The sequence below is a fragment of the Calyptranema fuscum S582 genome, assembly GCF_055793305.1.
Genome location: NZ_JBSLYH010000054.1, coordinates 27,662 through 48,017, shown reverse-complemented (window position 1 = coordinate 48,017; position 20,356 = coordinate 27,662). Strand labels below are relative to the sequence as shown.

Here is a 20,356-nt window from a genome sequence, read left to right as displayed (position 1 = left end):
GGGCAGTTTCCAGGGGAGTTCCGCGGCTTCAGTGACAATGGACAGCAGGTGCTCACGTCTATTTCAGCGGAAGACATTAGCCGTCTGTATGACCTGGACGGCAATATCGTGGCGGAGTTTTCCGGGGTTGCTTTTTACAATGATCCAACAAACCCTTTTAGTAAACCCTTATTGCGCCAGTCTCTTGGGTTTAGCCCAGATGGACAACATCTGATGACGTTATCTAATGACGGTTATATTCGCATCTGGGCACTGGATAACGGCTTAGATGATTTGCTCAATCGTGCCTGTAACTGGCTGCGTCCGTATCTTGACAGCAATAATCCAACGGTGACCAATGATCAGCGGGCGCTGTGTGGAGTGGCACCGAGGGAGGATTGAGTGGGGGAGATGGGGAAGATGGGGGAGATGGGGGAGATGGGGGAGAGTGGTGACTTATGCGATCGCATCTCCATAAATTGCATAGGATAATAGGGATTATGAAGAGATTATCGAGTCATCAATCCTATGCAAATTGAAAATTATCCATTTGTCCAAGAATTAGTGACTGATACCTCTGGTCGAGTTTGCAAGGTTGTTTTAGAACTAAAAGACTATCAGCGTTTACTGGAAGCAATCGAAGACGAAGGGCTTTATCGCGCCATGCAGGTTGCTCGAAATGAAACGCCATTGAGTCGTGAGCAAGCTCTTCAAGAACTTGAGTAGCTATGAATGTTGAATACTTGCCTACATTTCTTAAGGATCTGAAGGCACTTAGAAGCACGCCAGTATTTGAGTCAATCAAGCGTTTGGTGTTTGAAGAAATTCCTGGCTACTCTGGTCTAGAAGAAATTGTCGGACTAAAAAAACTTAAGGCAAATGATAATGCCTACCGAGTCCGAGTAGGAGACTATCGTATCGGTTTTACAATTACTGGAAACGTAATTACATTTGTCCGTGTATTGCATCGGAAGGAAATTTATCGCTATTTCCCATAATGTTTATGTTCTGACTAACAATCGCATAGTGAGATCAGAGATTTGATAGGCGATCGCATAATGAGAGCTGAGACTTGAATGGCGATCGCACGGTGAGAGCAGAGACTTGAAAGGCGATCGCATGGTGAGACATAGGCTTGAATGGCGATCGCATGATGAGAGCAGAGACTTGAATGGCGATTGCAGAATGAGAGCAGAGACTTGAAAAGCGATCGCATAATGACAGCAGAGACTTGAATGGCGATCGCATGGTGAGAGCAAAGACTTGAATAGCGATCGCACTGATAGGCGAGGTATGATGTAACAGTATGAAAGGGTGATTTTCCAATCTCGAATTTCTGATGCCTACTCCAGAACAGATGCTGGCTTGTATACGAATATGCCAGACACTCTCCAACTTTTATTTGGATATCCATCTGTTTCGCTTCGACACCAGACATAAAACGTTTTATCTTCTGGCAGGAAACACAATCGGAGTTAGCATTTTTGCCGATGGGTTATGGGAGTTTGACGATGACACAGAAGCCTGATTTCCACAAAATATCCCGTAAAGAACTCAGACGCTATGTTTTGACCCATCGAGAAGATGAGGAAGCGCTACAAATCTATATGGAACGGCTCAAAAATGAACCGGGCGTGATTCGATATCAGGGTGGTTTGGCAGAGGAAGATTTAGCACAACTCGAACACCTGATTCACGAGCGAGTGCATCATCCTAATCTTTAAAGTTTTCTAGAGAGCGATCGCCCCAGATCCTCAGCATCTTTCTGGAAACTTGCTCACTGAATGCAAATCTGGTTAACAGATGCCGATGATTTAATAGCCCGTGCGATCGCTTTGTTTTATCGAGCGGCGATCGCGGCTTCCGTTTTGGCGATCGCTAGCAATGTTTTTAGTACCGAATCAGGGTTGAGGCTAATGGAATCAATCCCTTGTTCGACCAAAAATTCGGCAAATTCGGGGTAGTCGCTGGGGGCTTGACCGCAAATCCCAATCTTGCGATTAAATTGTTTGGCGGTTGCAATTACGCGCCGCAGTTTGCGTTTAACCGCTTCATTGCGTTCATCAAACAGGTGTGAAACTAGGGCTGAATCGCGATCGAGTCCGAGGGTAAGTTGGGTCAAATCATTGGAGCCGATGGAGAAGCCGTCGAAGACTGCACTAAATTCATCGGCTAATTCAACATTGCTGGGCAGTTCGCACATGACATAGACTTGCAACCCATTTTCGCCTTGCACCAAGCCATTTTTTGCCATTTCTGCCAATACTTTTTTACCTTCTTCGGGAGTGCGACAGAAAGGAATCATCGGAATTACGTTAATCAAGCCCATATCATTTCGCACCCGTTTGAATGCCTGGCATTCAAACCCAAAGGCGGCTTGATATTTCGGATCGTAGTAGCGTGAAGCACCACGCCAACCCATCATCGGATTTTCTTCGTGGGGTTCAAACTCTTGACCACCAATCAAGTTGGCATATTCGTTACTTTTTAAGTCAGACATGCGAACGATGACGGGATTGGGATAAAAGGCAGCCGCTAACATCCCAATTCCCGACGCCAGCTTGTCTACAAAGTAGGCAGAGCGATCGTCATATTGCAGCGTCAACTGGCTGATTTCCCACTTGGCAGCTTTATCTTTAAGCGTGTCGAAGTTTAGCAAGGCAAGGGGATGGACTTTGATGTGATTGGCAATAATAAATTCGGTACGTGCCAACCCTACTCCTGCATTAGGAATCAAGGATAGACGAAAGGCTTCTTGAGGATTGCCCACATTCATCATGACTTTGGTGCGGGTTTGGGGCAATTCATCCAGGTGTAATTCTTCAATCTCAAAGGGCAGTAAGCCATTGTAGACGCGCCCTTCTTCACCTTCCGCACAGGAGACAGTGACGGCTTGGTCGTCCCATAAAATATCGGTGGCATTATCGCAGCCCACGATCGCCGGAATTCCTAATTCGCGCGCAATGATAGCCGCATGACACGTGCGTCCCCCTTGATTGGTAATCACGGCACTGGCTTTTTTCATAATGGGTTCCCAGTCGGGGTCGGTGCGGGTTGTCACCAATACTTCACCGTCCTGAAATTCATCCAGCTTGCGAATATCGACGATTGTCCGAACCTTACCCGCCCCAATCATTTCGCCGACCGCTCGACCTGTCAGCAAGGGGTTTAGCGATGACGCCATTTCTCCTTGTTCGTTGCCTTCCTGCCCTTGCAAACGATAGGTGCGCAAGACATTCGTTGTTTTCTGCGAATGTACCGTTTCAGGACGGGCTTGCACGACAAACAATTCATTTGTTATGCCATCTTTTGCCCACTCGATATCCATGGGACTGTACGTGCCACGCACGGTGGAATAATGGTCTTCAATCACACACGACCATTGGGCTAATTGCAAGACTTCTTCATCACTCAGAGCAAATTTGGCTTGATCTGCTTTGGGCACCGGGATATTGGTCACCGTGCGACTACCACCAATGTCGTAAATCATTTTGATTTCTTTGCTGCCCAACCGCTTTTCTAAAATCGGTTTGAAGCCTTGTTTCAAGGTGGGTTTGAAGACAATATATTCATCCGGATTGACCACCCCTTGCACCACATTTTCCCCTAATCCGTAAGCAGCCGTCACCAGGGAAGCATTTTTGAAGCCCGTTTCTGTATCAATCGAAAACATCACACCAGAGGTTGCCAGGTCAGACCGCACCATTTTTTGTACTCCCACAGAGAGCGCAATATCGAAGTGGTCAAAGCCTTTGGTGGTGCGGTAGGAAATGGCGCGATCGGTGAACAGGGACGCAAAGCACATATGGCAAGAGTCCAAAACACCGTTGATGCCATTGATGTTGAGATAGGTTTCTTGTTGTCCGGCAAAGCTGGCGTCGGGTAGGTCTTCGGCAGTGGCACTGGAGCGTACGGCAACGTCCACTCCACTATGACGGCTGAGACAGGCGTCTAGCTCATTGCCGCTCAGGGTTTCACAGACTTCGACACTAACACCATAGCGTTCGGATAACTGCACATAGGCATGGATGATGGCATCTTCTAGTTCGGCTGGAAAGGGGGTGTCTAAAATCAGAGTTCGTGCCTGTCTGCCTCGTTCTCGCAGATTGTTAACATCTTCCACATTCAAGTCGTGCAACAGGTGACGCAGACGGGCTTCCAAGCCAGCTTTTTGCATGAAGTGGCGGAAGGCATAGGAGGTTGTGGCAAAGCCCGTGGGGACATTGACGCCTTTGGCACCGAGTTGACGAATCATCTCACCCAGTGATGCATTTTTACCCCCAACTAAGGGGACATCGATGATGCCAACTTGTTCAAACCACAACACCAATGCGGTTTCTTTTAAGGGTTGATCTAATACAGGAATCTCTAATTTCTTAACAGTAACCATGCTGAATCGTTCCAGTTAATAGGGGTTGAGAAGATGCAATGTTTTACTAAACTATTCTTTTGTAAAAAGATGACTGTAACGCTATCGATAGAATGATGGGATGCGATCGCCGATCTATTCATTCATCTCTTTGTAGTCATGAAAAAATACTTGAACAGCGACTAATTTTTCTCTCGCAAAAAAGAGAGTTTTAATCCGAACACATCGCCCAAGTTCCAATACAACTCAGCTTAACGAATCCAATCGGGTGCCAATTGGAAAACTTCATGAAGTATTAAGAGCCTATTCAAAATATTGAGGCTGAGAATGGGGTGAAATGACGATGTAAAGATTGATGATGACGCCCCACATGCTGCCGAAACAGTCCTTTAAGATCACAGTTCTAAATGAGTTGTAAGATCGACGGGCTGTGAGAGGCGAGCCCCGCAGGGGTGCGCCTCTCACAGCCCGTTTGAAATGACGATAGTGCCGATTACCTGTACGTACACCGTACTCTTAAAAGAGGAGAAATTGGTGCTAAAGTCTTCCTTCAAAAGGAAGATTTATGGAGAGCTGAAACAGATTGCTCCTCCTCATAGGCTGTTCTAAATAGCTGCTAAACAGCATGTGCTTGAGCGAAAAGATAGACGAAAATGAAAGAAAACAAAGGATCTATTTCTTCATTCTTCGTAATATTTTATCGAATCATTAATCGTTGTATTTTTATAGCGTGTAAACCAGTAAGCTGAATTTATATTGCTTTCTGTTCTCGTAATAGAAATCCTATTTGATTCTTGCTGATTCTTGAATCTAAATTGTGGTGCGTAGCATTACAGTTCAAATAAACAGTTCAAATAAGATAGCTATCGCGTTTTAATCAGTTTTTTCTTTTTAAGAAATGCTTAACTTAAACACAAAACAAGATACCGATCAGGCAACTGTTCAATCCGGTACGATCGCCACTGATCGAGTTAAATTGGGTGCGATCGCGACGAGTAAAGCCGATGCCATTCAGCAAGTGGGCTTGTTGTTGGTGAATGCCGGACGGATGAAACCGGGGTATGTCAACAGCATGATGGCACGGGAAAAGGTGGCGAATACCTATCTAGGGAATGGCATTGCGATTCCGCACGGCTTGCCCAAAGATCGAGAGTTGATTTTGGAAACGGGCATTGCCGTGTTGCAAGTCCCTGGGGGAGTGGAGTGGAACCCTGGTGAAACGGTGCATTTAGTCATTGGGATTGCGGCAAAATCAGACGAACATATCGAGATTTTGTCGAATCTGACGCATATATTGACCGATGAACTGGCGATTCAGCAGCTTGCCAAAACCACCAATCCGGTCGAGATTGTCGAACGGTTGACGCAGTCGCGATCGCCATCTTCCACCAGTGAACCTGCTGAACCAGATTTTGCCAAATATGTTGATGTCGTGATTCCAGGAAAAGCGGGGCTACATGCGCGTCCTGCCACTGCCTTAGTCAATCTAGCCAAAGAGTTTGAATCTGAAATTCGGGTGCGTTATGGGCAACATACTGCCAGTGCCAAAAGCTTAGTGTCGTTGCTGAAGCTGGGAGTAGAAGGTGGGCAAACCATCCGCCTGATGGCACAGGGACGTGATGAAGACCAGGCTTTAGAGGCTTTAAGAGCCGCGATCGCAGCGGGTTTGGAAGATGAGGAAGAAGCTCCGGCTGCCATCACCTTAGGGCGGGAATTGGTGTTTGAAACAGCGGCAATTCCAGGGATTTCTGCCTCTCCTGGGTTGGCGATCGCGCCGATCTATCAACTCAAGCGGGGCAAAATTGTGTTTGCGGCGACTGCCGTTAGCCCGGTGGAGGAGCAAAGCCGTTTGCGACAGGCGATCGCGGCTGCTCAAGTACAATTGCAAGACTTGTATGAGGAAGTGAAAGCTAAAGCCGGAGCCGCCAAAGCCTCGATTTTTCAAGCCCATCAAGAGTTTCTCAATGACCCGGATCTGTTGCAAGAAGCGATCGCACCGTTGCACGATAACCGCAGTGCTGCCTGGGCATGGCGACAAGCCTATGAACAACGGGCAGAAAGCCTGGAGAAGCTGACGGATGCTCTGTTGGCAGCACGGGCGACCGATCTGCGAGATGTCGGGCGGCGGGTGCTGCGCTTGCTGGCAGAAAAGGTAGAGGATGACCCCACCTTGCCCGATTATCCGGTGATTCTGATTGCCGAAGATCTGACCCCCTCTGATACGGCACAACTCAATCCATCGCTGACCTTAGGTTTTTGTACCGCCTATGGTGGTCCAACCTCCCACTCGGCAATTATTGCGCGATCGCTGGATATTCCAGCCGTTGTCGGGGCGGGCCCGGCGATTTTAGAGTGGGTCGATGGTACCCCCTGCATTCTGGATGGTGAAAGTGGCAATCTCTATGCCAATCCGTCTGAATCCGATTTGGCGATCGCTCAGGCGGCGCAGCAAGACTTGCGCGCCATCCGCGAAGCCGAGAAGCTAGCCTGCTACCAACCGGCGGTGCTAACGGATGGCTATCGCATGGAAGTGGTTGCCAATATTGGGGCAGCGTCCGAAGCCACGCAAGCAGTTGATGCCGGAGCAGAAGGGGTCGGGCTATTGCGCACCGAATTTCTCTTCCTCAATCGCTCTGAACCCCCGACCGAAGACGAACAATTCACCACCTACAGCCAAATGACCCAAGCTCTCAACGGGTTGCCGTTGATTGTGCGAACGTTGGATATTGGTGGCGACAAAGTGATTCCTTACCTCAACTTGCCCAAAGAAGATAATCCTTTTTTAGGCATTCGTGGCATTCGTCTCTGTCTGCAACGGCAAGATCTATTTAAAACCCAACTGCGTGCTATTTTCCGGGCAGCTCAAGGCGGCTCTATCAAGATCATGTTCCCGATGATTGCAACGCTGGATGATTTTATCAGTGCCAAGCACATTGCTGAAACGGTACGGGCGGAAATTGGGGCAGACCCAATCCCCTACGGCATGATGGTGGAAGTGCCATCCGCCGTGATGATGGCAGCAGAATTTGCCCAACTCGTTGATTTCTTTTCCATTGGCACCAACGACCTGACCCAATATACCCTGGCAATGGATCGGGGGCACCCGATTTTGGCAAAACAAGCCGATGGTCTGAATCCTGCCGTTTTGCGGATGATTCATCAAACGGTGCAGGCAGCAAAAGCCCAGGGCAAATGGGTGGGCGTTTGCGGTGGGGTCGCCGGAGAGCCGTTGGGCGCAGCCATCTTAACGGGATTAGGCGTGACGGAACTGAGTGTCAGCATTCCCAGTGTGGCTGCTGTGAAAGCTAAACTGCGAGGTCTATCCTTAACCCAAGTCCAGGCTCTGGCAGATCGGGCGCTCAAGTGCCGCAGTGCTCAAGATGTTCGCGCTTTGCGGTAAGGCGTTACCCTCCGTTCCGTTGATAGTTGCAGCTCTACCTTTATTGCTTAACCATGGTGCCTAACATTGCTACGATTACGCTCAATCCTGCGGTTGACCAAACTGCTGCCATTCCTAACTTTCGCGCAGGTGAGGTAAATCGGGTGGCGTGGGAGCAGTCTGATCCGGGCGGCAAGGGTGTGAATGTGGCGTCTTTTTTGACGGATTTTGGGTTTAAGGTCACCGTATCGGGATTTTTAGGAAAAGACAATTCGGAGATCTTTCAAACGTTTTTCGATCGCAAGCAGATCACGAACCGATTCGTATTAATTGCGGGACGGACGCGCACCAATGTCAAAATTATTGACGAGGTGCAAAATCAGGTGACGGATATCAATTTTCCCGGTCAACCGCCAACAGCGGAGGATCTGTCTGCGTTATACCGAGTCGTCGATGAATTGGCGATCGCCCATGATTGGTTGATTCTGTCGGGTAGCCTGCCTGCCAATGTTCCTGCCGATATCTATCGAGACTTAACCCACCGGCTAAAAGCCCAGGGTAAAACGGTGGTGTTAGATGCCAGTGGCGACAGCTTGCGTCATGCTCTTGCTGCCAGCCCCTATGCCATCAAACCCAATCTTGCTGAACTCGAAGAATTGTTAGGGCGATCACTGACCACTCCCAGCGACATTATCCAGGCTGCTCGTGAACTGGTTGCCCAAGGGATCACCTGCGTCGTCGTATCGATGGGGTCAAAGGGAGCCATGTTTGTGACCGCAGACGCTGCCATCTGGGCACGTCCCCCGCAAGTCGAAGTCGTCAGCACCGTTGGGGCTGGCGATGCCATGGTCTCCGGCTTTGTCACAGGCACCCTGCGGGGGCTGGCATTAGCCGACTGTGCCCGACTGGCAACGGCCTTTTCCATCGGTGCTCTCAGCCAGTTGGGTCCTCGTCTGCCCCCCCGCGAAACTGTTGAAGCCTTTGCCGCCCAGGTCAGCGTCGAGGCGGTATCCACATCGTATAAAATTGCATTGAAGGGAAACACCGATGACATCTAAAAAAATAGTGGCGGTGACCGCCTGTCCCACCGGGATTGCCCACACCATTATGGCGGCGGAAGCCTTGAAAAAAACTGCTCAGGTGATGGGACATGAGATTCAGGTTGAAACTCAAGGATCTGATGGGATCAAACAAGCACTTTCACAATCAGATATTGCCGCTGCCGATCTGGTGATTGTTGCTGCCGATATTTATGTTGCCCTCGATCGCTTCGCCGATAAACCCGTCTATGCCGTTTCGACCAGCAAGGCAATTCGTGAGACGCAAGCTGTGATCGAGGCAGCGATTGAAGAAGCCGATCACGTCGTCGCCATTCCCCAACCTGTTGCGGCACCTGTGCCAGCAGCCGTTGATACGCCTAAATATTTGGTTGGCATCACCTCATGTCCTACGGGCATTGCTCACACCTTCATGGCAGCTGAAGCCTTACGCAAAGGGGCTTTGGAATTGGGTCATGAGATCAAAGTCGAAACTCAGGGGTCGGTCGGGGCAAAAAATCAACTGACGGCTGAAGACATTGCTCGCGCCGATGCGGTGGTGATTGCAGCAGATACCCATGTGGATATTTCTCGTTTTGGCGGCAAGCGGCTCTACCAAACCTCTACAAAGCAAGCGCTTAAAAGCGGGACAGGAGTGATTCAAGCAGCGTTAGATTTACCCGAACCCGTTGCCGCAGGTGCGGTTGGCGAAGAAGATTATTTGCAATCCGTACGGCACGCCAAAGCCGAGCAATCTGCCAAGCGTTCCGGTCCCTACAAGCATTTGCTCACGGGTGTTTCTTATATGCTGCCTGTGATTGTCGCAGGGGGATTGATCATTGCCCTCTCGTTTGTGTTTGGCTTAAATCCACCTGCCGGAACCTTTGGCGGTGCGTTGATGCAAATTGGTGGCACCGCTGCCTTTGCTCTGATTGTTCCAGTCTTATCGGGCTTCATTGCGTTTTCCATTGCCGATCGCCCAGGTTTAGCGCCCGGTCTGATTGGCGGGATGTTAGCCTCAAACCTGGGCATGGGCTTTTTAGGTGGGATTCTTGCCGGATTTTTAGCCGGATACATTGCGTTATGGGTGCGTGAGAAAGTCAACCTGCCGCCCAACCTGGAGGGCTTAAAACCTGTATTAGTGATTCCTCTACTATCGACGTTGGCAGTTGGGTTATTGCTGGTCTATGTCTTTGGCGCACCTGTCAAAGCAATTTTGGATGGTTTGACAGAATTTTTGATGAATATGGGACAAGCCAATGCTGTCATTTTGGGGTTACTCCTGGGTGGCATGATGGCAGTGGATATGGGCGGTCCCGTCAACAAAGCTGCCTATACCTTTGCCGTTGGGCTATTGGCCAGTAATGTGTTTGCACCTATGGCAGCCGTCATGGCAGCGGGGATGACACCCCCGTTGGGTTTAGCGCTGGCAACGTTGATTGGCAAGCGACTGTTTACCCAAGAAGAAAGAGAAGCGGGTAAAGTTGCCACAGTTTTAGGGATTTCGTTCATTACCGAAGGTGCGATTCCCTTTGCGGCGAAAGATCCTCTGCGTGTCATACCATCTTGCATTGTTGGCTCTGCCGTCACCGGAGCCTTGTCGATGTTTTTTGGCTGTACATTACGTGCGCCCCACGGTGGCATCTTTGTGTTGGCAATTCCCAATGCGGTGACTCAGGGTGGCTTGTATGTCGTGGCGATCGCCGTTGGCACGTTGGTTACGGCATTAATTGCGGTTCAGCTAAAACGCTGGCAACCCAAACCTAAAGTAGAACCGACCCCAGAGACATTGTCTTCGGTGCATTAGCTATTAGCTGTTAGCTGTTAGCTGTTAGCTGTTAGCTGTTAGCTGTTGGCTGTTGGCCATTAGCTATTAGCTGTTAGCTGTTGGCTAATAGCTATTAGCTAATAGCTGTTAGCTGGGATGGGGTTCCGGGAGCTGTGCCCCCGGAACCCCATCTTTTAAGTTTACGTTTCCTCTTCTTCGACCGTAATCTCGATCAAAGATGCGATCGCCAGTGTGGTAATTTTTTCGCCTCTATTGGGTTTGAGGATGCGATCGCCAGTACCATCTTTACCCCACACTTTTAGATCATCAATGGCAACGCGAGCCGTGCGATCGCTACTGGTCAGCACCGTGATATCCGTGCCTGGAATCGCAGGGATAATGCCAGCCAGAGAATCGGTTTTGTTGGCAAATTGCATCGCTTGTAGCCCCAAATCACCCCGATTTGCCAGACGCAGCGTGGTCACGGGAATTTGTTTGGCATAGCCCTGCGTAGACACCACCAGGAAATGCTCCGCCTCGCTCAACGCCACACACCCTACCAAATGTTCTTGCTTACTTGTGCGTTGGGCAGGTTGACCCTGGGTGGTGCGACTGGTGATGGGCAATTGCTCATCATCTACGGCAAACCGCAGCATCCGTCCGCCCGATGACGCCACAATGATCTGTTCGCCGGGTCTGGCAATCACCGCATGGGCGAGTTCGTCATCATCTTTCAGTTTTAGCGCCGTCAGTCCCCTGCCCGTCAGGTTGGCAAATTCAGTGAGCGGCAAGCGTTTGATCCGTCCCTGTTTGGTTAGCAAGATCAGATCCAACCCGCCGATCTCAGTGGGCAGTGGAAACTGAGCCGCGATAATTTCTGGATCGCCCTGCGCTGTCTGCGGTAAGAGGGTCACCAGTGGCGTGCCCTTAGAGGTGCGATTCGTTTGGGTAATATTGTCAATCGGGATGGTATAAGCCTTGCCACTGCGCGTCAGAATCAGCAGATCTTGCTGGGTCGAGGCAGACTCAATTTGCAAAACCACATCCTCGCTTTCTTCCAGGGTCGGTTGGGCGGATGCTTCCTGTCGGGCTTGCTGTCGCTGAAATGCTTTGGGCGTCGAACGGCGTACATAGCCCCGTTGGGTAAATTCTAAAATTACTTCTTCTTCGGTCGCCGTTTCCTGTGCGATCGCTTCTGCCAGGGCAGTCGATTCTTGCTGACGCTGTTCATCGGTCTGAATTCGGGTGCGACGCGGATCATTAAACTTGCGCTTGAGTGCCCGCAAATCTTTTTTCAAAACTTTGAGAAATTCGCGGCGATTGGTCAACAACAGCTCTAACTCTTGCCGCCGTTGATCGAGTTCTTCAAATTCAGTTTGCAGATTTTGCTGTTCTAAGCCCGTCAGGCGGCGCAGAGGCATTGCCAAAATTGCATCTGACTGGCGATCGCTAAAGCCAAACTGTTCCTGGAACGTAGCTTTAGCCGTGCTGCCATCGGGTGCATGGCGCAGGATATCGATCACCGCATCCAGATTTTCTAACGCCCCCAGCAACCCTTCCAGGATATGAATCCGATTCTCTGCCCGTTCCAACTCATAGCGATATTGACGAGTCAGCGTTTCTTCGCGGAATTGGAGAAAATGCTGCAACATCTCTCGCAACGACATTTGCCGGGGTTGCCCTTCTGCCAACGCCAGCATAATCGCACCAAAGTTGGTTTGCAGCGTGGTCATTTTATACAGCTGGTTGAGCACCCGTTGGGGGTTGACCTCGCGTTTGAGTTCGATCACCACGCGCATGCCATCGCGATCGCTTTCATCGCGAATATCTTGAATGCCTTCAATACGGACCTGGTTGACCAAATCGGCAATCTTTTCAATCCAGGCGGCTTTATTCACCTGATAGGGTAACTCTGTTACCACAATTGCTGTGCGCCGATGGCGACCCCGCCCTGATTGAATCTCTTCAAATTGGGCAATGCCTCGTACCGGAATGCTGCCCCGTCCGGTTAAGTACGCCTCTCGCACACCCTGCGTATCAATGATTTCCCCTCCCGTAGGAAAGTCAGGCCCCGGAATCAGGGTGAGCAGTTGCTCATCGGGCAGATTGGGATTATCAATCAACGCGATCAATCCATCTACCACTTCACTCAGGTTGTGGGGTGGAATATTCGTTGCCATTCCGACGGCAATTCCGGAGGAGCCGTTTAACAGCAGAAAAGGCAATTGGGCAGGTAAAACGATTGGCTCTTGCTGGGAGTTGTCAAAATTGCCAATAAAGTCAACCGTGGCTTCGCCAATTTCATCAAGCAAGGCTTCGTTGCCAATCGCCGCAAGGCGAGTCTCGGTATACCGCATGGCAGCGGGTGGGTCATCATCGACCGAACCAAAATTGCCGTGCCCTGCCAGGACTGGATAGCGACTGGAGAAATCTTGCACCATCCGTACCAGGGCATCGTAAACGGCTTGATCCCCGTGGGGGTGATATTTACCCAACACATCCCCAACGACACGGGCACATTTACGGAAGGGGCGATCGGGGGTTAAACCTAGCTCATGCATGGCGTAGAGAATGCGTCGATGGACGGGTTTCAACCCATCCCTAACATCGGGCAAGGCGCGCCCTACAATGACACTCATGGCATATTCCAGGTACGATCGCTGTACCTCGGTATGCAGAGCAGTCGCAATAACTTGTCCCGATGATAGGTTTAACTGCTTAGCCATGAAATCTGTTCCCTAGTAGACCAAATCAAAAATTTTAAAGACGCTGGAGGAAATTCATTCCTTTGTGGAGGTGCAGCCTCACCTCCGAATATTGCAAAATTGAGTGCGTACAACTACGAGTAGACTCAATCTTTAATGTTGCTCGGGTAAAGGGATAAACCCTTATCTGGGAGACGTAGCCCCCATACCCTCTATCTTTAGCTGGATAGCGATCGCCATATACTCTGAAGTAGATACTCTATCGGAGATTGGTAATGCAAATAAACACGATTAGGAGTGATAACTTTAAGTTACATTGAGTTACATTTCACAATAACTTCACAGTAGTACTAAACCGCACTGCCGCAAAATGCTTCATCCTGAGATTAACAATGCAAGGAAAGCGATATGAGAACTGTTTTGATTGTGGAGGATGATTTAATCAATGCCCGTGTATTCTCTAAGATCTTGACAAAGCGGGGGGGCCTGGATGTTAAGCACACCGAAAATGTGGACGAGGTGATGCAGATTGCTCAAGCGGGCGAAGCCGACATCATTTTGATGGATGTCTCGCTGGCGCATAGCGTGTATCAGGGTAAGCCTGTTGACGGCATCAAGATTACCCAGATGCTGAAGTCTGATCCAAAAACTGCCGATTTGCCCATTATTTTGGTAACGGCTCACGCGATGCAAGGCGATCGCGAAAACTTCTTGAAACAAAGTGGCGCAGACGATTATATTTCGAAGCCTGTCGTAGATCATCAGAAGTTTGTTGATCAAATTATGGCATTGCTGCCAAAAGGATAAGTGCATATGTACTATATTGGCAAGTTTTTAAACGATTGGATGCACTAGTCACAGGATCTTGGGTCAACCCAATTCCTGAAAATCTCACCCCCCGTTCTGCAACCTGAAACCTCAACCCTTTATGATTGATGTCGGAATGTGTGGTCTCTAGACTCGTTCTGAAGACTCCTTCTGAGCAGCAGACATCAGTAGATCAAGGACAAACGCCTGTGCGGTTAAAGCGATGGTTTGGGTTAATTGGGGTAGGTCTGGGGCTGGTGGTCGCCCTGCTGGGGCATCTCACCACAACTGCGATCGCACAATCTCTTTCCCCCGATTCTTTAAATGCTGTTCCAGCCAGCCCCACGACTGAACTTCGTGGCGTTTGGCTGACCAATATTGACAGCGACGTGTTGTTTTCCCGCGAAAACCTTGAGCAGGCAACCCAACGCCTGAACCGACTTCACTTTAACACCATTTATCCGACCGTTTGGCATGGCGGTTACACCCTGTATCCCAGTGCAGTTGCCGAACGGGTCGTCGGTCGAGCCATTGATCCCCATCCGGGTTTGCAAGGGCGCGATATGCTGGCAGAGGCTATAGAACTAGGGCACAGTCAGGGTTTAGCCGTTATTCCCTGGTTTGAGTTTGGGTTAATGGCTCCTGCCGATTCCGACCTGGTACGGCGGCATCCCGACTGGCTGACCCATCGACGCAATGGCGACCAGGGAGTAATGGAAGGCGAGTTTCCCAGGGTCTGGCTTAACCCTGCTCATCCCGAGGTGCAGCAATTTTTTGTGGATCTGATTGGCGAAGTCGTAACGAACTACGACATTGACGGCATCCAATTTGACGATCACTTTGGTATGCCGTTTGAGCTGGGCTACGACGAGTATACGGTGCAGCTTTATCAACAAGAGCACGATGGGCGGTTACCCCCTGACGACCCGCAAGATGCCGAATGGGTCAACTGGCGATCGGTGCAACTGACTCGCTTGCTGGTCAAGCTGTTTTTTGCTGCCAAGAATGTCAAGCCAGACTGTCTGATCTCCCTGTCTCCCAATCCCCGGTTATTTTCCTATCAAATGTATCTCCAGGATTGGCTCACCTGGGAGCGTCTGGGGTTTCTTGATGAGTTAATTGTGCAGGTCTATCGCAGTGATATTAATCGCTTCATCTGGGAATTGGATCGTCCAGAGTTGGCGATCGCCCGTGAGCAAACTCCAGTCAGTGTGGGGATTTTGACGGGATTGCGGGTGTTGCCCGTCGGCATCGAGCAAATTGCCCAACAAGTCCTGACCAGTCGCGATCGCCAATTTCATGGCGTTTCTTTCTTTTTCTACGGAACCTTGGGCGATCGCGATGCTGCCTTTGAACAGCTATTCCCTGCCCCTGCCCGTCGTCCAGAGTAAAAGTACAGCAATTGACGTTGCGGATAGATCTTTCCGGAGAAAAAGGGTGTGTGCGGCGACGCCGCACACACCCTTTTTCTCATCAAAAGTGGCTTGGATTTAAGCGGGTGTGCCAAATAGCTGCGTCCAGTAACGGTTGCATGTGATGTTTCCGGTATCATTTGCCAGATTAACGTAGCCCACCCCAATATTCTCTAACTCAGGAGTCAGAAGATTGGCACGGTGTCCTGGACTATCGATCCAGGCTTGCACCACTTCAGCCGGTGTGATTTGACCAGCAGCAATATTTTCTGCCGCCCGAGTATATTGATAACCAGCCGCTTCCATCCGATCCCAGGGCATGGAGCCATCTAACCCGACATGATCAAAAAAGTCTTGGGTTGCCATCGCATGGCTATAGGTTTGTGCAGCCTGAGATAGTTGCGTATTTACTGCCAATGGTAGTAGCCCATGTTGCTGACGATAGTTATTGGTGAGTTGCACCACCTGGTAGGCAAAACTCCTGGATGTCGTGGCTTTTGCCGATAGGGTGAGGCTATAGGTTGTTTTATTTCCCGGTTGGGGAGTAACCCGCAAAAAATAGGTGCCTCGCTCTAGCCCCACAATCTCGATGGAGTCAGATCGCCGTCCAGGTGCAGTAGAATTAGCAATCAACTCGCCCGGATCGACCCGTCCATTTTGGTTGCGGTCTTGAACCAGTTCTAAATTGGCATTGGCTCTTAATGCACCTATTTTGGCAGTCAGACTACTTTGGCTTTTAAGATTAAACCTAAAAAAGTCTTTGATATCAGTCCCGCCAATTCGGTCTCGATACGTGCTTGCCTTGGCACTCACTGCGATCGCCTTTGCCCGTTTCATCATATTTCCGGCTAGATCTGGCATGTGTTGCTCCTTGCAAGTCGTTGGATTTCCTCCTCTATTAAGCAAGTGTGAAGACGCAGGAACATCCAAAAATTTACGGGAGTTAATTTTTGGGCTAAACAAAACGTGCGGGGTTTTCTCGCATAGCAAATCCGCTTAAGAAGATTTCCCGAGTTGTTGATGTGCCATCACTAAATATGCGGAGTCACCCTTTAACACCAAGGGATTCAGGTCAATGGCAACTGGCGATCGCCCACTATCAAGCGGGTCAATTGACCGATGCCGCTTCAATTTGCCACATAATTCTGCAAAAACAGCCGCATCACGCGTTAGCCCTGCATTTACTCGGTGCGATTGCCTATCGGCAGCAGCAATTTGATACCGCGATCGCCCATTTTCAAAATGCTCTGGCAGAGCACCCCCATCCGGCAGAGGTGCATAACCATCTGGCAGTGGTGTTAGATGCGGTCGGACAAGGGACAGAGGCGATCGCCCATTATCATCAAGCCCTGGCGCTGAACCCTGACTATGCGGAGGCGTGGCAAAATTTAGGAACGTCGTATCAAGCACAAGACCAGATTGCAGCAGCGATTAAATGCTATCAACGGACACTGGCACTCAAGCCCAATTCTGCGGATGCATACAACAATTGGGGCAGTGCTTTACGTCAGGCAGGACGGTTGCCCGAGGCATTGACAGCATACAATCGGGCGATCGCATTCAACCCCAACCATGTGTCTGCCCGATGTGGACGTGCCGATGTCTGGTTGCGTCTGGGCGATTTTCAATCTGGCTTTCGAGACTATGAATGGCGCTGGCGTCATCCGAGTTGCCCCCCTCGCAACCTGCCTCAACCCCTTTGGGACGGCTCGGCATTTCATGGAAAAACACTCTTACTTCATGCCGAACAAGGATTGGGCGATACGATTCAGTTCATTCGTTACTTACCCCTTGTGCGGGAACGGGGCGATCGCATTGTACTGGAACTCAACCAACCGGGCTTGGAGCGTTTATTGAGCGGACTGGAAGGCTTAAGTCAGATCGTGGTGAAAGGTGAAGCGTTGCCCCCATTCGATCTGCACATCCCGTTGATGAGTTTACCCCGCATCTTTGCGACGACGCCCAGCACCATCCCAGCCCAATTTCCCTATTTACACGCTCCCCCCGGCATACCATTGCCGCGTCAGAGTGACACAGACCCGGTGAAACTTCCCAAGGTTGGCATCGTCTGGATCGCCAATCTACAAAACCAATCGGGGCGCGATCGCTCCTGTCCATTTTCCCTATTCCAGTCGATTTTAGACTGTCCCAATCTCCAGTTTTATAGTCTGCAAAAGGCAATCCCTGAAAGCGATCGCCACCTCTTACAGGCTCGCCATATTCCTGATTTAGGAACGCAATTTCAAGACCTGGCAGATACCGCAGCGGCGATCGCCCAACTGGATTTGGTCATCACGGTCGATACGGTGACTGCCCACCTGGCGGGGGCACTGCACAAACCTGTCTGGGTGTTGCTCCCTTTTCTTGCCGATTGGCGTTGGCTGCAACACCGCAGCGATAGTCCCTGGTATCCGACCATGCGCCTGTTTCGTCAACCCCAACCCCGCGATTGGGCAGCAGTGATGCAAACGCTAGTGCGATCGCTCAAGCATAATATAGCAGCCGAGAGGCGGGTTGAACGGGGTGCAGGGGTTCCACCCCTGGCTGGGGGCACAGCCCCCACACCTCCACTATTCTAACCATCCACTCAATTGCTATAAATGGGACATACAGCCATGTTCAATTGCTTAAGCCACAGATTTTTTGTTGTGTGCCGCGCGGAGCGCGGCACACAACAAAAAATCTAACCATATTCAAGCGCGAAGCGCTGTAAACAAGGAACAACATGAGCCGACTGGATGGAAAAGTAGCACTAATTACAGGGGTGGGTTCTGGCATTGGTAGGGCAGCCGCTCAATTGTTTTGTCAACAGGGTGCCATTGTGTTTGGGGGCGATCGCAATCAAGCAGCGGGTGAAGCATTAGCCGCAGACCTGCAAGCCGCAGGATATGCGTTCTATTTTGGTCACGCCGATCTTTCGACCGAGGCAGGCTGTATTGCCCTGGTAACGCAGTGTTATCAGACCTGCGGACGGATCGATATTCTTTATAACAACGCAGGTATTTCAGTCGTGACTCCGTTTACATCAACGGATGCGGCAACGATCGAACAGATTCTGGCGGTTAACTTTTTGTCGGTATTTTACCTGTGTCAACAGGTGATTCCTATCATGCTGCAACAAGGCAGTGGCACGATCATCAATACCGCATCCGAATTGGCGATCGTGGCACAACCGTTGTATAGCGCTTACTGCGCCAGCAAAGGAGCCGTGCTCTCATTTACGCGATCGCTGGCACTGGAATATGCCCAATCCAACATTCGCATCAATGCCCTGTGTCCGGGCCCGATCGATACACCCATGTTGCAAATGGAATTTGATGTAGATCCCGATCCAGTCCAAGCCAGAGAATTGGGAATTGCGACGATGCCGATCGGACGGCTGGGGAAAGCAGATGAAATCGCCCAGGTTGCCCTGTTTTTAGCCAGTGATGCACCTGCGTTGATGCAGGGCTCAGCCATTGTCGTGGATGGGGCAAAAACGATTCTCTAATCACATCCGGGGGCGTTGTCGCTTCATAGTTGATTGGTCGCGTCAGAAAGGCGAGCCAATACCGCGATCGCAACAAAACCACCGATCAATCATTCAAATTAGTCGGATGCCAGGGTTATGCGTCAGTAGGAAATAGTAAGGATATGTACCGATTCCGACCGGCACTGCCGACCGAATGAGTGTGGCTGAGTTTCAATGACACAACGCTGATGTTTTGATTTCAGCAGGTCAGACGATGACTCTTGGCGACCGAGTTCAGTATCCTAGAAGTTCTAGACTACCTGACCTGAGCACAAAATTGCTCTTCCAATTATATCCTGCATTACTTTTATGGCTGTTACGCCCTGGAATCGTCGCCACGTTATTTCGTTGACTGACTTCACTCCTGAAGAATATGACACCGTTTTGCAAACTGCTGCCAGTTTTGGAGAAGTTTTATCCCGACGAACCAAAAAAGTGCCAGCCCTGCAAGGCCAGGTGATTGCCAACCTGTTTTTTGAACCCTCTACTCGCACCCGCAGTAGTTTTGAACTCGCCGCAAAGCGGCTTTCAGCAGATACTTTAAACTTTGCGCCGGGTACCTCTTCGATGACGAAGGGAGAGACGATTTTAGATACGGCAAAAACCTACCTGGCAATGGGCACCGACATGATGGTGATCCGCCATCGCGAAGCAGGGGTGCCCCAGGCGATCGCCAATGAGATGGATCGACTGGAAACCAGAGTCGGGGTCTTGAATGCAGGCGATGGTTTGCATGAGCATCCTTCCCAAGCCTTGCTCGACCTGTTTACCATTTGTTCCTTAATCGATCCCGACTATCCCCGCTTGGAATTGCTCAAAGATAAAAAGATTGTGATTGTGGGGGATATCTTACATTCACGGGTGGCTCGCTCGAATATTTGGAGCCTGACTGCCAGTGGTGCCAGCGTGCATCTAGCGGGACCCCCCACGTTATTGCCGAAATTATTTGCAGACTTTGTTAGCCCCAGAGGAAACGAAACCCGAATCACGGATCAGAGCAACCGGATCATGGCACATGGTCAAGCGGCGGAGCCAGACCCGATCTGCCATCCGTCCAGGAACCTCTTCCTGCATTGGCAATTGGAACCAGCGCTGCAAGATGCCGACTTTGTCATGACACTGCGATTGCAAAAGGAACGGATGACGCAGCATTTGCTTCCTAGCTTGCGTGAATATCATCGTTATTTTGGTATCACCAGCGATCGCCTCAAACTGTGTAAACCGGACGTACGAGTCTTGCATCCGGGGCCGGTCAATCGCGGCGTCGAAATCAGTTCTGAACTGATGGATGATCCTAAATTCAGCCTGATTTCTCAACAAGTTACCAGCGGGGTGGCGGTGCGGATGGCATTGCTCTATCTCATGGGCAGTGGAAAATTTTAAGCCACG

Annotated in this window: 17 protein-coding genes; 13 read left to right on the top strand and 4 right to left on the bottom strand. The window is 50.2% G+C overall.

Annotated features, from left to right (window positions below; translation table 11 throughout):
- From ACR6Z4_RS26825 to ACR6Z4_RS26815, 3 genes are all read left to right on the top strand, one after another.
- Nucleotides 1-381 (top strand): hypothetical protein (locus tag ACR6Z4_RS26825; RefSeq protein WP_479720411.1); only part of this gene is annotated, 381 nt, incomplete at its 5' end.
- A gap of 126 nt (nt 382-507) precedes the next feature.
- The gene (locus tag ACR6Z4_RS26820) at nt 508-705 is read left to right on the top strand and encodes a hypothetical protein (RefSeq protein WP_479720410.1); all 198 of its coding nucleotides are present in this window, start codon (nt 508-510) and stop codon (nt 703-705) included.
- A gap of 2 nt (nt 706-707) precedes the next feature.
- On the top strand, nt 708-977 hold the full coding sequence (locus ACR6Z4_RS26815) for a type II toxin-antitoxin system RelE family toxin (RefSeq protein WP_479720409.1): 270 nt from the start codon (nt 708-710) through the stop codon (nt 975-977).
- A gap of 34 nt (nt 978-1,011) precedes the next feature.
- Here the strand turns inward: ACR6Z4_RS26815 and ACR6Z4_RS26810 are convergent, their stop codons facing one another.
- The gene (locus tag ACR6Z4_RS26810) at nt 1,012-1,305 is read right to left on the bottom strand and encodes a hypothetical protein (protein WP_479720408.1); all 294 of its coding nucleotides are present in this window, start codon (nt 1,303-1,305) and stop codon (nt 1,012-1,014) included.
- A gap of 13 nt (nt 1,306-1,318) precedes the next feature.
- Here ACR6Z4_RS26810 and ACR6Z4_RS26805 point away from each other — a divergent pair, with 13 nt between their 5' ends.
- The gene (locus tag ACR6Z4_RS26805) at nt 1,319-1,507 is read left to right on the top strand and encodes a DUF6888 family protein (RefSeq protein WP_479720407.1); all 189 of its coding nucleotides are present in this window, start codon (nt 1,319-1,321) and stop codon (nt 1,505-1,507) included.
- On the top strand, nt 1,491-1,703 hold the full coding sequence (locus tag ACR6Z4_RS26800; protein WP_479720406.1) for a DUF6887 family protein: 213 nt from the start codon (nt 1,491-1,493) through the stop codon (nt 1,701-1,703). The genes ACR6Z4_RS26805 and ACR6Z4_RS26800 overlap by 17 nt, the downstream gene beginning before the upstream one ends.
- A gap of 116 nt (nt 1,704-1,819) precedes the next feature.
- Here the strand turns inward: ACR6Z4_RS26800 and ppsA are convergent, their stop codons facing one another.
- Nucleotides 1,820-4,369: a phosphoenolpyruvate synthase gene (gene ppsA / locus ACR6Z4_RS26795; protein WP_479720405.1), complete on the bottom strand. Its 2,550-nt coding sequence runs from the start codon at nt 4,367-4,369 to the stop codon at nt 1,820-1,822.
- Between the two features lie 877 nt (nt 4,370-5,246).
- On the opposite strand from ppsA, the gene ptsP reads away from it, so the two are divergent.
- Genes ptsP through ACR6Z4_RS26780 form a run of 3 tightly spaced genes read left to right on the top strand, consistent with a single transcriptional unit; the run spans nt 5,247 to nt 10,571 of the window.
- The gene (gene ptsP / locus ACR6Z4_RS26790) at nt 5,247-7,748 is read left to right on the top strand and encodes a phosphoenolpyruvate--protein phosphotransferase (RefSeq protein ID WP_479720404.1); all 2,502 of its coding nucleotides are present in this window, start codon (nt 5,247-5,249) and stop codon (nt 7,746-7,748) included.
- Nucleotides 7,749-7,801: 53 nt separating this feature from the next.
- Complete coding sequence (gene pfkB / locus ACR6Z4_RS26785) at nt 7,802-8,785, top strand: 1-phosphofructokinase (protein WP_479720403.1); 984 nt, start codon at nt 7,802-7,804, stop codon at nt 8,783-8,785.
- Complete coding sequence (locus ACR6Z4_RS26780; protein ID WP_479720402.1) at nt 8,775-10,571, top strand: PTS fructose-like transporter subunit IIB; 1,797 nt, start codon at nt 8,775-8,777, stop codon at nt 10,569-10,571. The genes pfkB and ACR6Z4_RS26780 overlap by 11 nt, the downstream gene beginning before the upstream one ends.
- Nucleotides 10,572-10,732: 161 nt before the next feature.
- On the opposite strand, the gene gyrA is transcribed toward ACR6Z4_RS26780, so the two are convergent.
- Nucleotides 10,733-13,258, bottom strand: coding sequence for a DNA gyrase subunit A (gyrA, locus tag ACR6Z4_RS26775; RefSeq protein ID WP_479720401.1), 2,526 nt, complete (start codon nt 13,256-13,258; stop codon nt 10,733-10,735).
- Between the two features lie 387 nt (nt 13,259-13,645).
- On the opposite strand from gyrA, the gene ACR6Z4_RS26770 reads away from it, so the two are divergent.
- Nucleotides 13,646-14,044 (top strand): response regulator, encoded by a 399-nt coding sequence (locus ACR6Z4_RS26770; protein WP_479720400.1) that lies wholly within the window; start codon nt 13,646-13,648, stop codon nt 14,042-14,044.
- 140 nt (nt 14,045-14,184) lie between these two features.
- Complete coding sequence (locus ACR6Z4_RS26765; RefSeq protein ID WP_479720399.1) at nt 14,185-15,435, top strand: glycoside hydrolase family 10-like protein; 1,251 nt, start codon at nt 14,185-14,187, stop codon at nt 15,433-15,435.
- Between the two features lie 99 nt (nt 15,436-15,534).
- On the opposite strand, the gene ACR6Z4_RS26760 is transcribed toward ACR6Z4_RS26765, so the two are convergent.
- Nucleotides 15,535-16,317 (bottom strand): CAP domain-containing protein, encoded by a 783-nt coding sequence (locus ACR6Z4_RS26760; protein ID WP_479720398.1) that lies wholly within the window; start codon nt 16,315-16,317, stop codon nt 15,535-15,537.
- A 176-nt stretch (nt 16,318-16,493) separates the two neighbouring features.
- On the opposite strand from ACR6Z4_RS26760, the gene ACR6Z4_RS26755 reads away from it, so the two are divergent.
- From ACR6Z4_RS26755 to ACR6Z4_RS26745, 3 genes are all read left to right on the top strand, one after another.
- Nucleotides 16,494-18,035, top strand: a complete 1,542-nt coding sequence (locus tag ACR6Z4_RS26755) for a tetratricopeptide repeat protein (protein WP_479720397.1) — start codon at nt 16,494-16,496, stop codon at nt 18,033-18,035.
- Between the two features lie 146 nt (nt 18,036-18,181).
- Nucleotides 18,182-18,946: an SDR family NAD(P)-dependent oxidoreductase gene (locus ACR6Z4_RS26750; protein ID WP_479720396.1), complete on the top strand. Its 765-nt coding sequence runs from the start codon at nt 18,182-18,184 to the stop codon at nt 18,944-18,946.
- A 330-nt stretch (nt 18,947-19,276) separates the two neighbouring features.
- Entirely contained in the window at nt 19,277-20,350 is a 1,074-nt protein-coding gene (locus ACR6Z4_RS26745; protein ID WP_479720395.1) for an aspartate carbamoyltransferase catalytic subunit, read from the top strand.
- Nucleotides 20,351-20,356 lie beyond the last annotated feature (6 nt).

Bases quoted from the DNA above. Each gene is read 5' to 3' on its own strand.
- ACR6Z4_RS26770 (WP_479720400.1), top strand. From the start codon at position 13,646: ATGAGAACTGTTTTGATTGTGGAGGATGATTTAATCAATGCCCGTGTA.
- ACR6Z4_RS26805 (WP_479720407.1), top strand. From the start codon at position 1,319: ATGCCTACTCCAGAACAGATGCTGGCTTGTATACGAATATGCCAGACA.
- ACR6Z4_RS26780 (WP_479720402.1), top strand. From the start codon at position 8,775: ATGACATCTAAAAAAATAGTGGCGGTGACCGCCTGTCCCACCGGGATT.
- pfkB (WP_479720403.1), top strand. From the start codon at position 7,802: ATGGTGCCTAACATTGCTACGATTACGCTCAATCCTGCGGTTGACCAA.
- ACR6Z4_RS26815 (WP_479720409.1), top strand. From the start codon at position 708: ATGAATGTTGAATACTTGCCTACATTTCTTAAGGATCTGAAGGCACTT.
- ACR6Z4_RS26745 (WP_479720395.1), top strand. From the start codon at position 19,277: ATGGCTGTTACGCCCTGGAATCGTCGCCACGTTATTTCGTTGACTGAC.
- ACR6Z4_RS26750 (WP_479720396.1), top strand. From the start codon at position 18,182: ATGAGCCGACTGGATGGAAAAGTAGCACTAATTACAGGGGTGGGTTCT.
- ACR6Z4_RS26755 (WP_479720397.1), top strand. From the start codon at position 16,494: ATGCGGAGTCACCCTTTAACACCAAGGGATTCAGGTCAATGGCAACTG.
- ppsA (WP_479720405.1), bottom strand. From the start codon at position 4,369: ATGGTTACTGTTAAGAAATTAGAGATTCCTGTATTAGATCAACCCTTA.
- ACR6Z4_RS26820 (WP_479720410.1), top strand. From the start codon at position 508: ATGCAAATTGAAAATTATCCATTTGTCCAAGAATTAGTGACTGATACC.
- gyrA (WP_479720401.1), bottom strand. From the start codon at position 13,258: ATGGCTAAGCAGTTAAACCTATCATCGGGACAAGTTATTGCGACTGCT.
- ACR6Z4_RS26760 (WP_479720398.1), bottom strand. From the start codon at position 16,317: ATGCCAGATCTAGCCGGAAATATGATGAAACGGGCAAAGGCGATCGCA.
- ptsP (WP_479720404.1), top strand. From the start codon at position 5,247: ATGCTTAACTTAAACACAAAACAAGATACCGATCAGGCAACTGTTCAA.
- ACR6Z4_RS26800 (WP_479720406.1), top strand. From the start codon at position 1,491: ATGACACAGAAGCCTGATTTCCACAAAATATCCCGTAAAGAACTCAGA.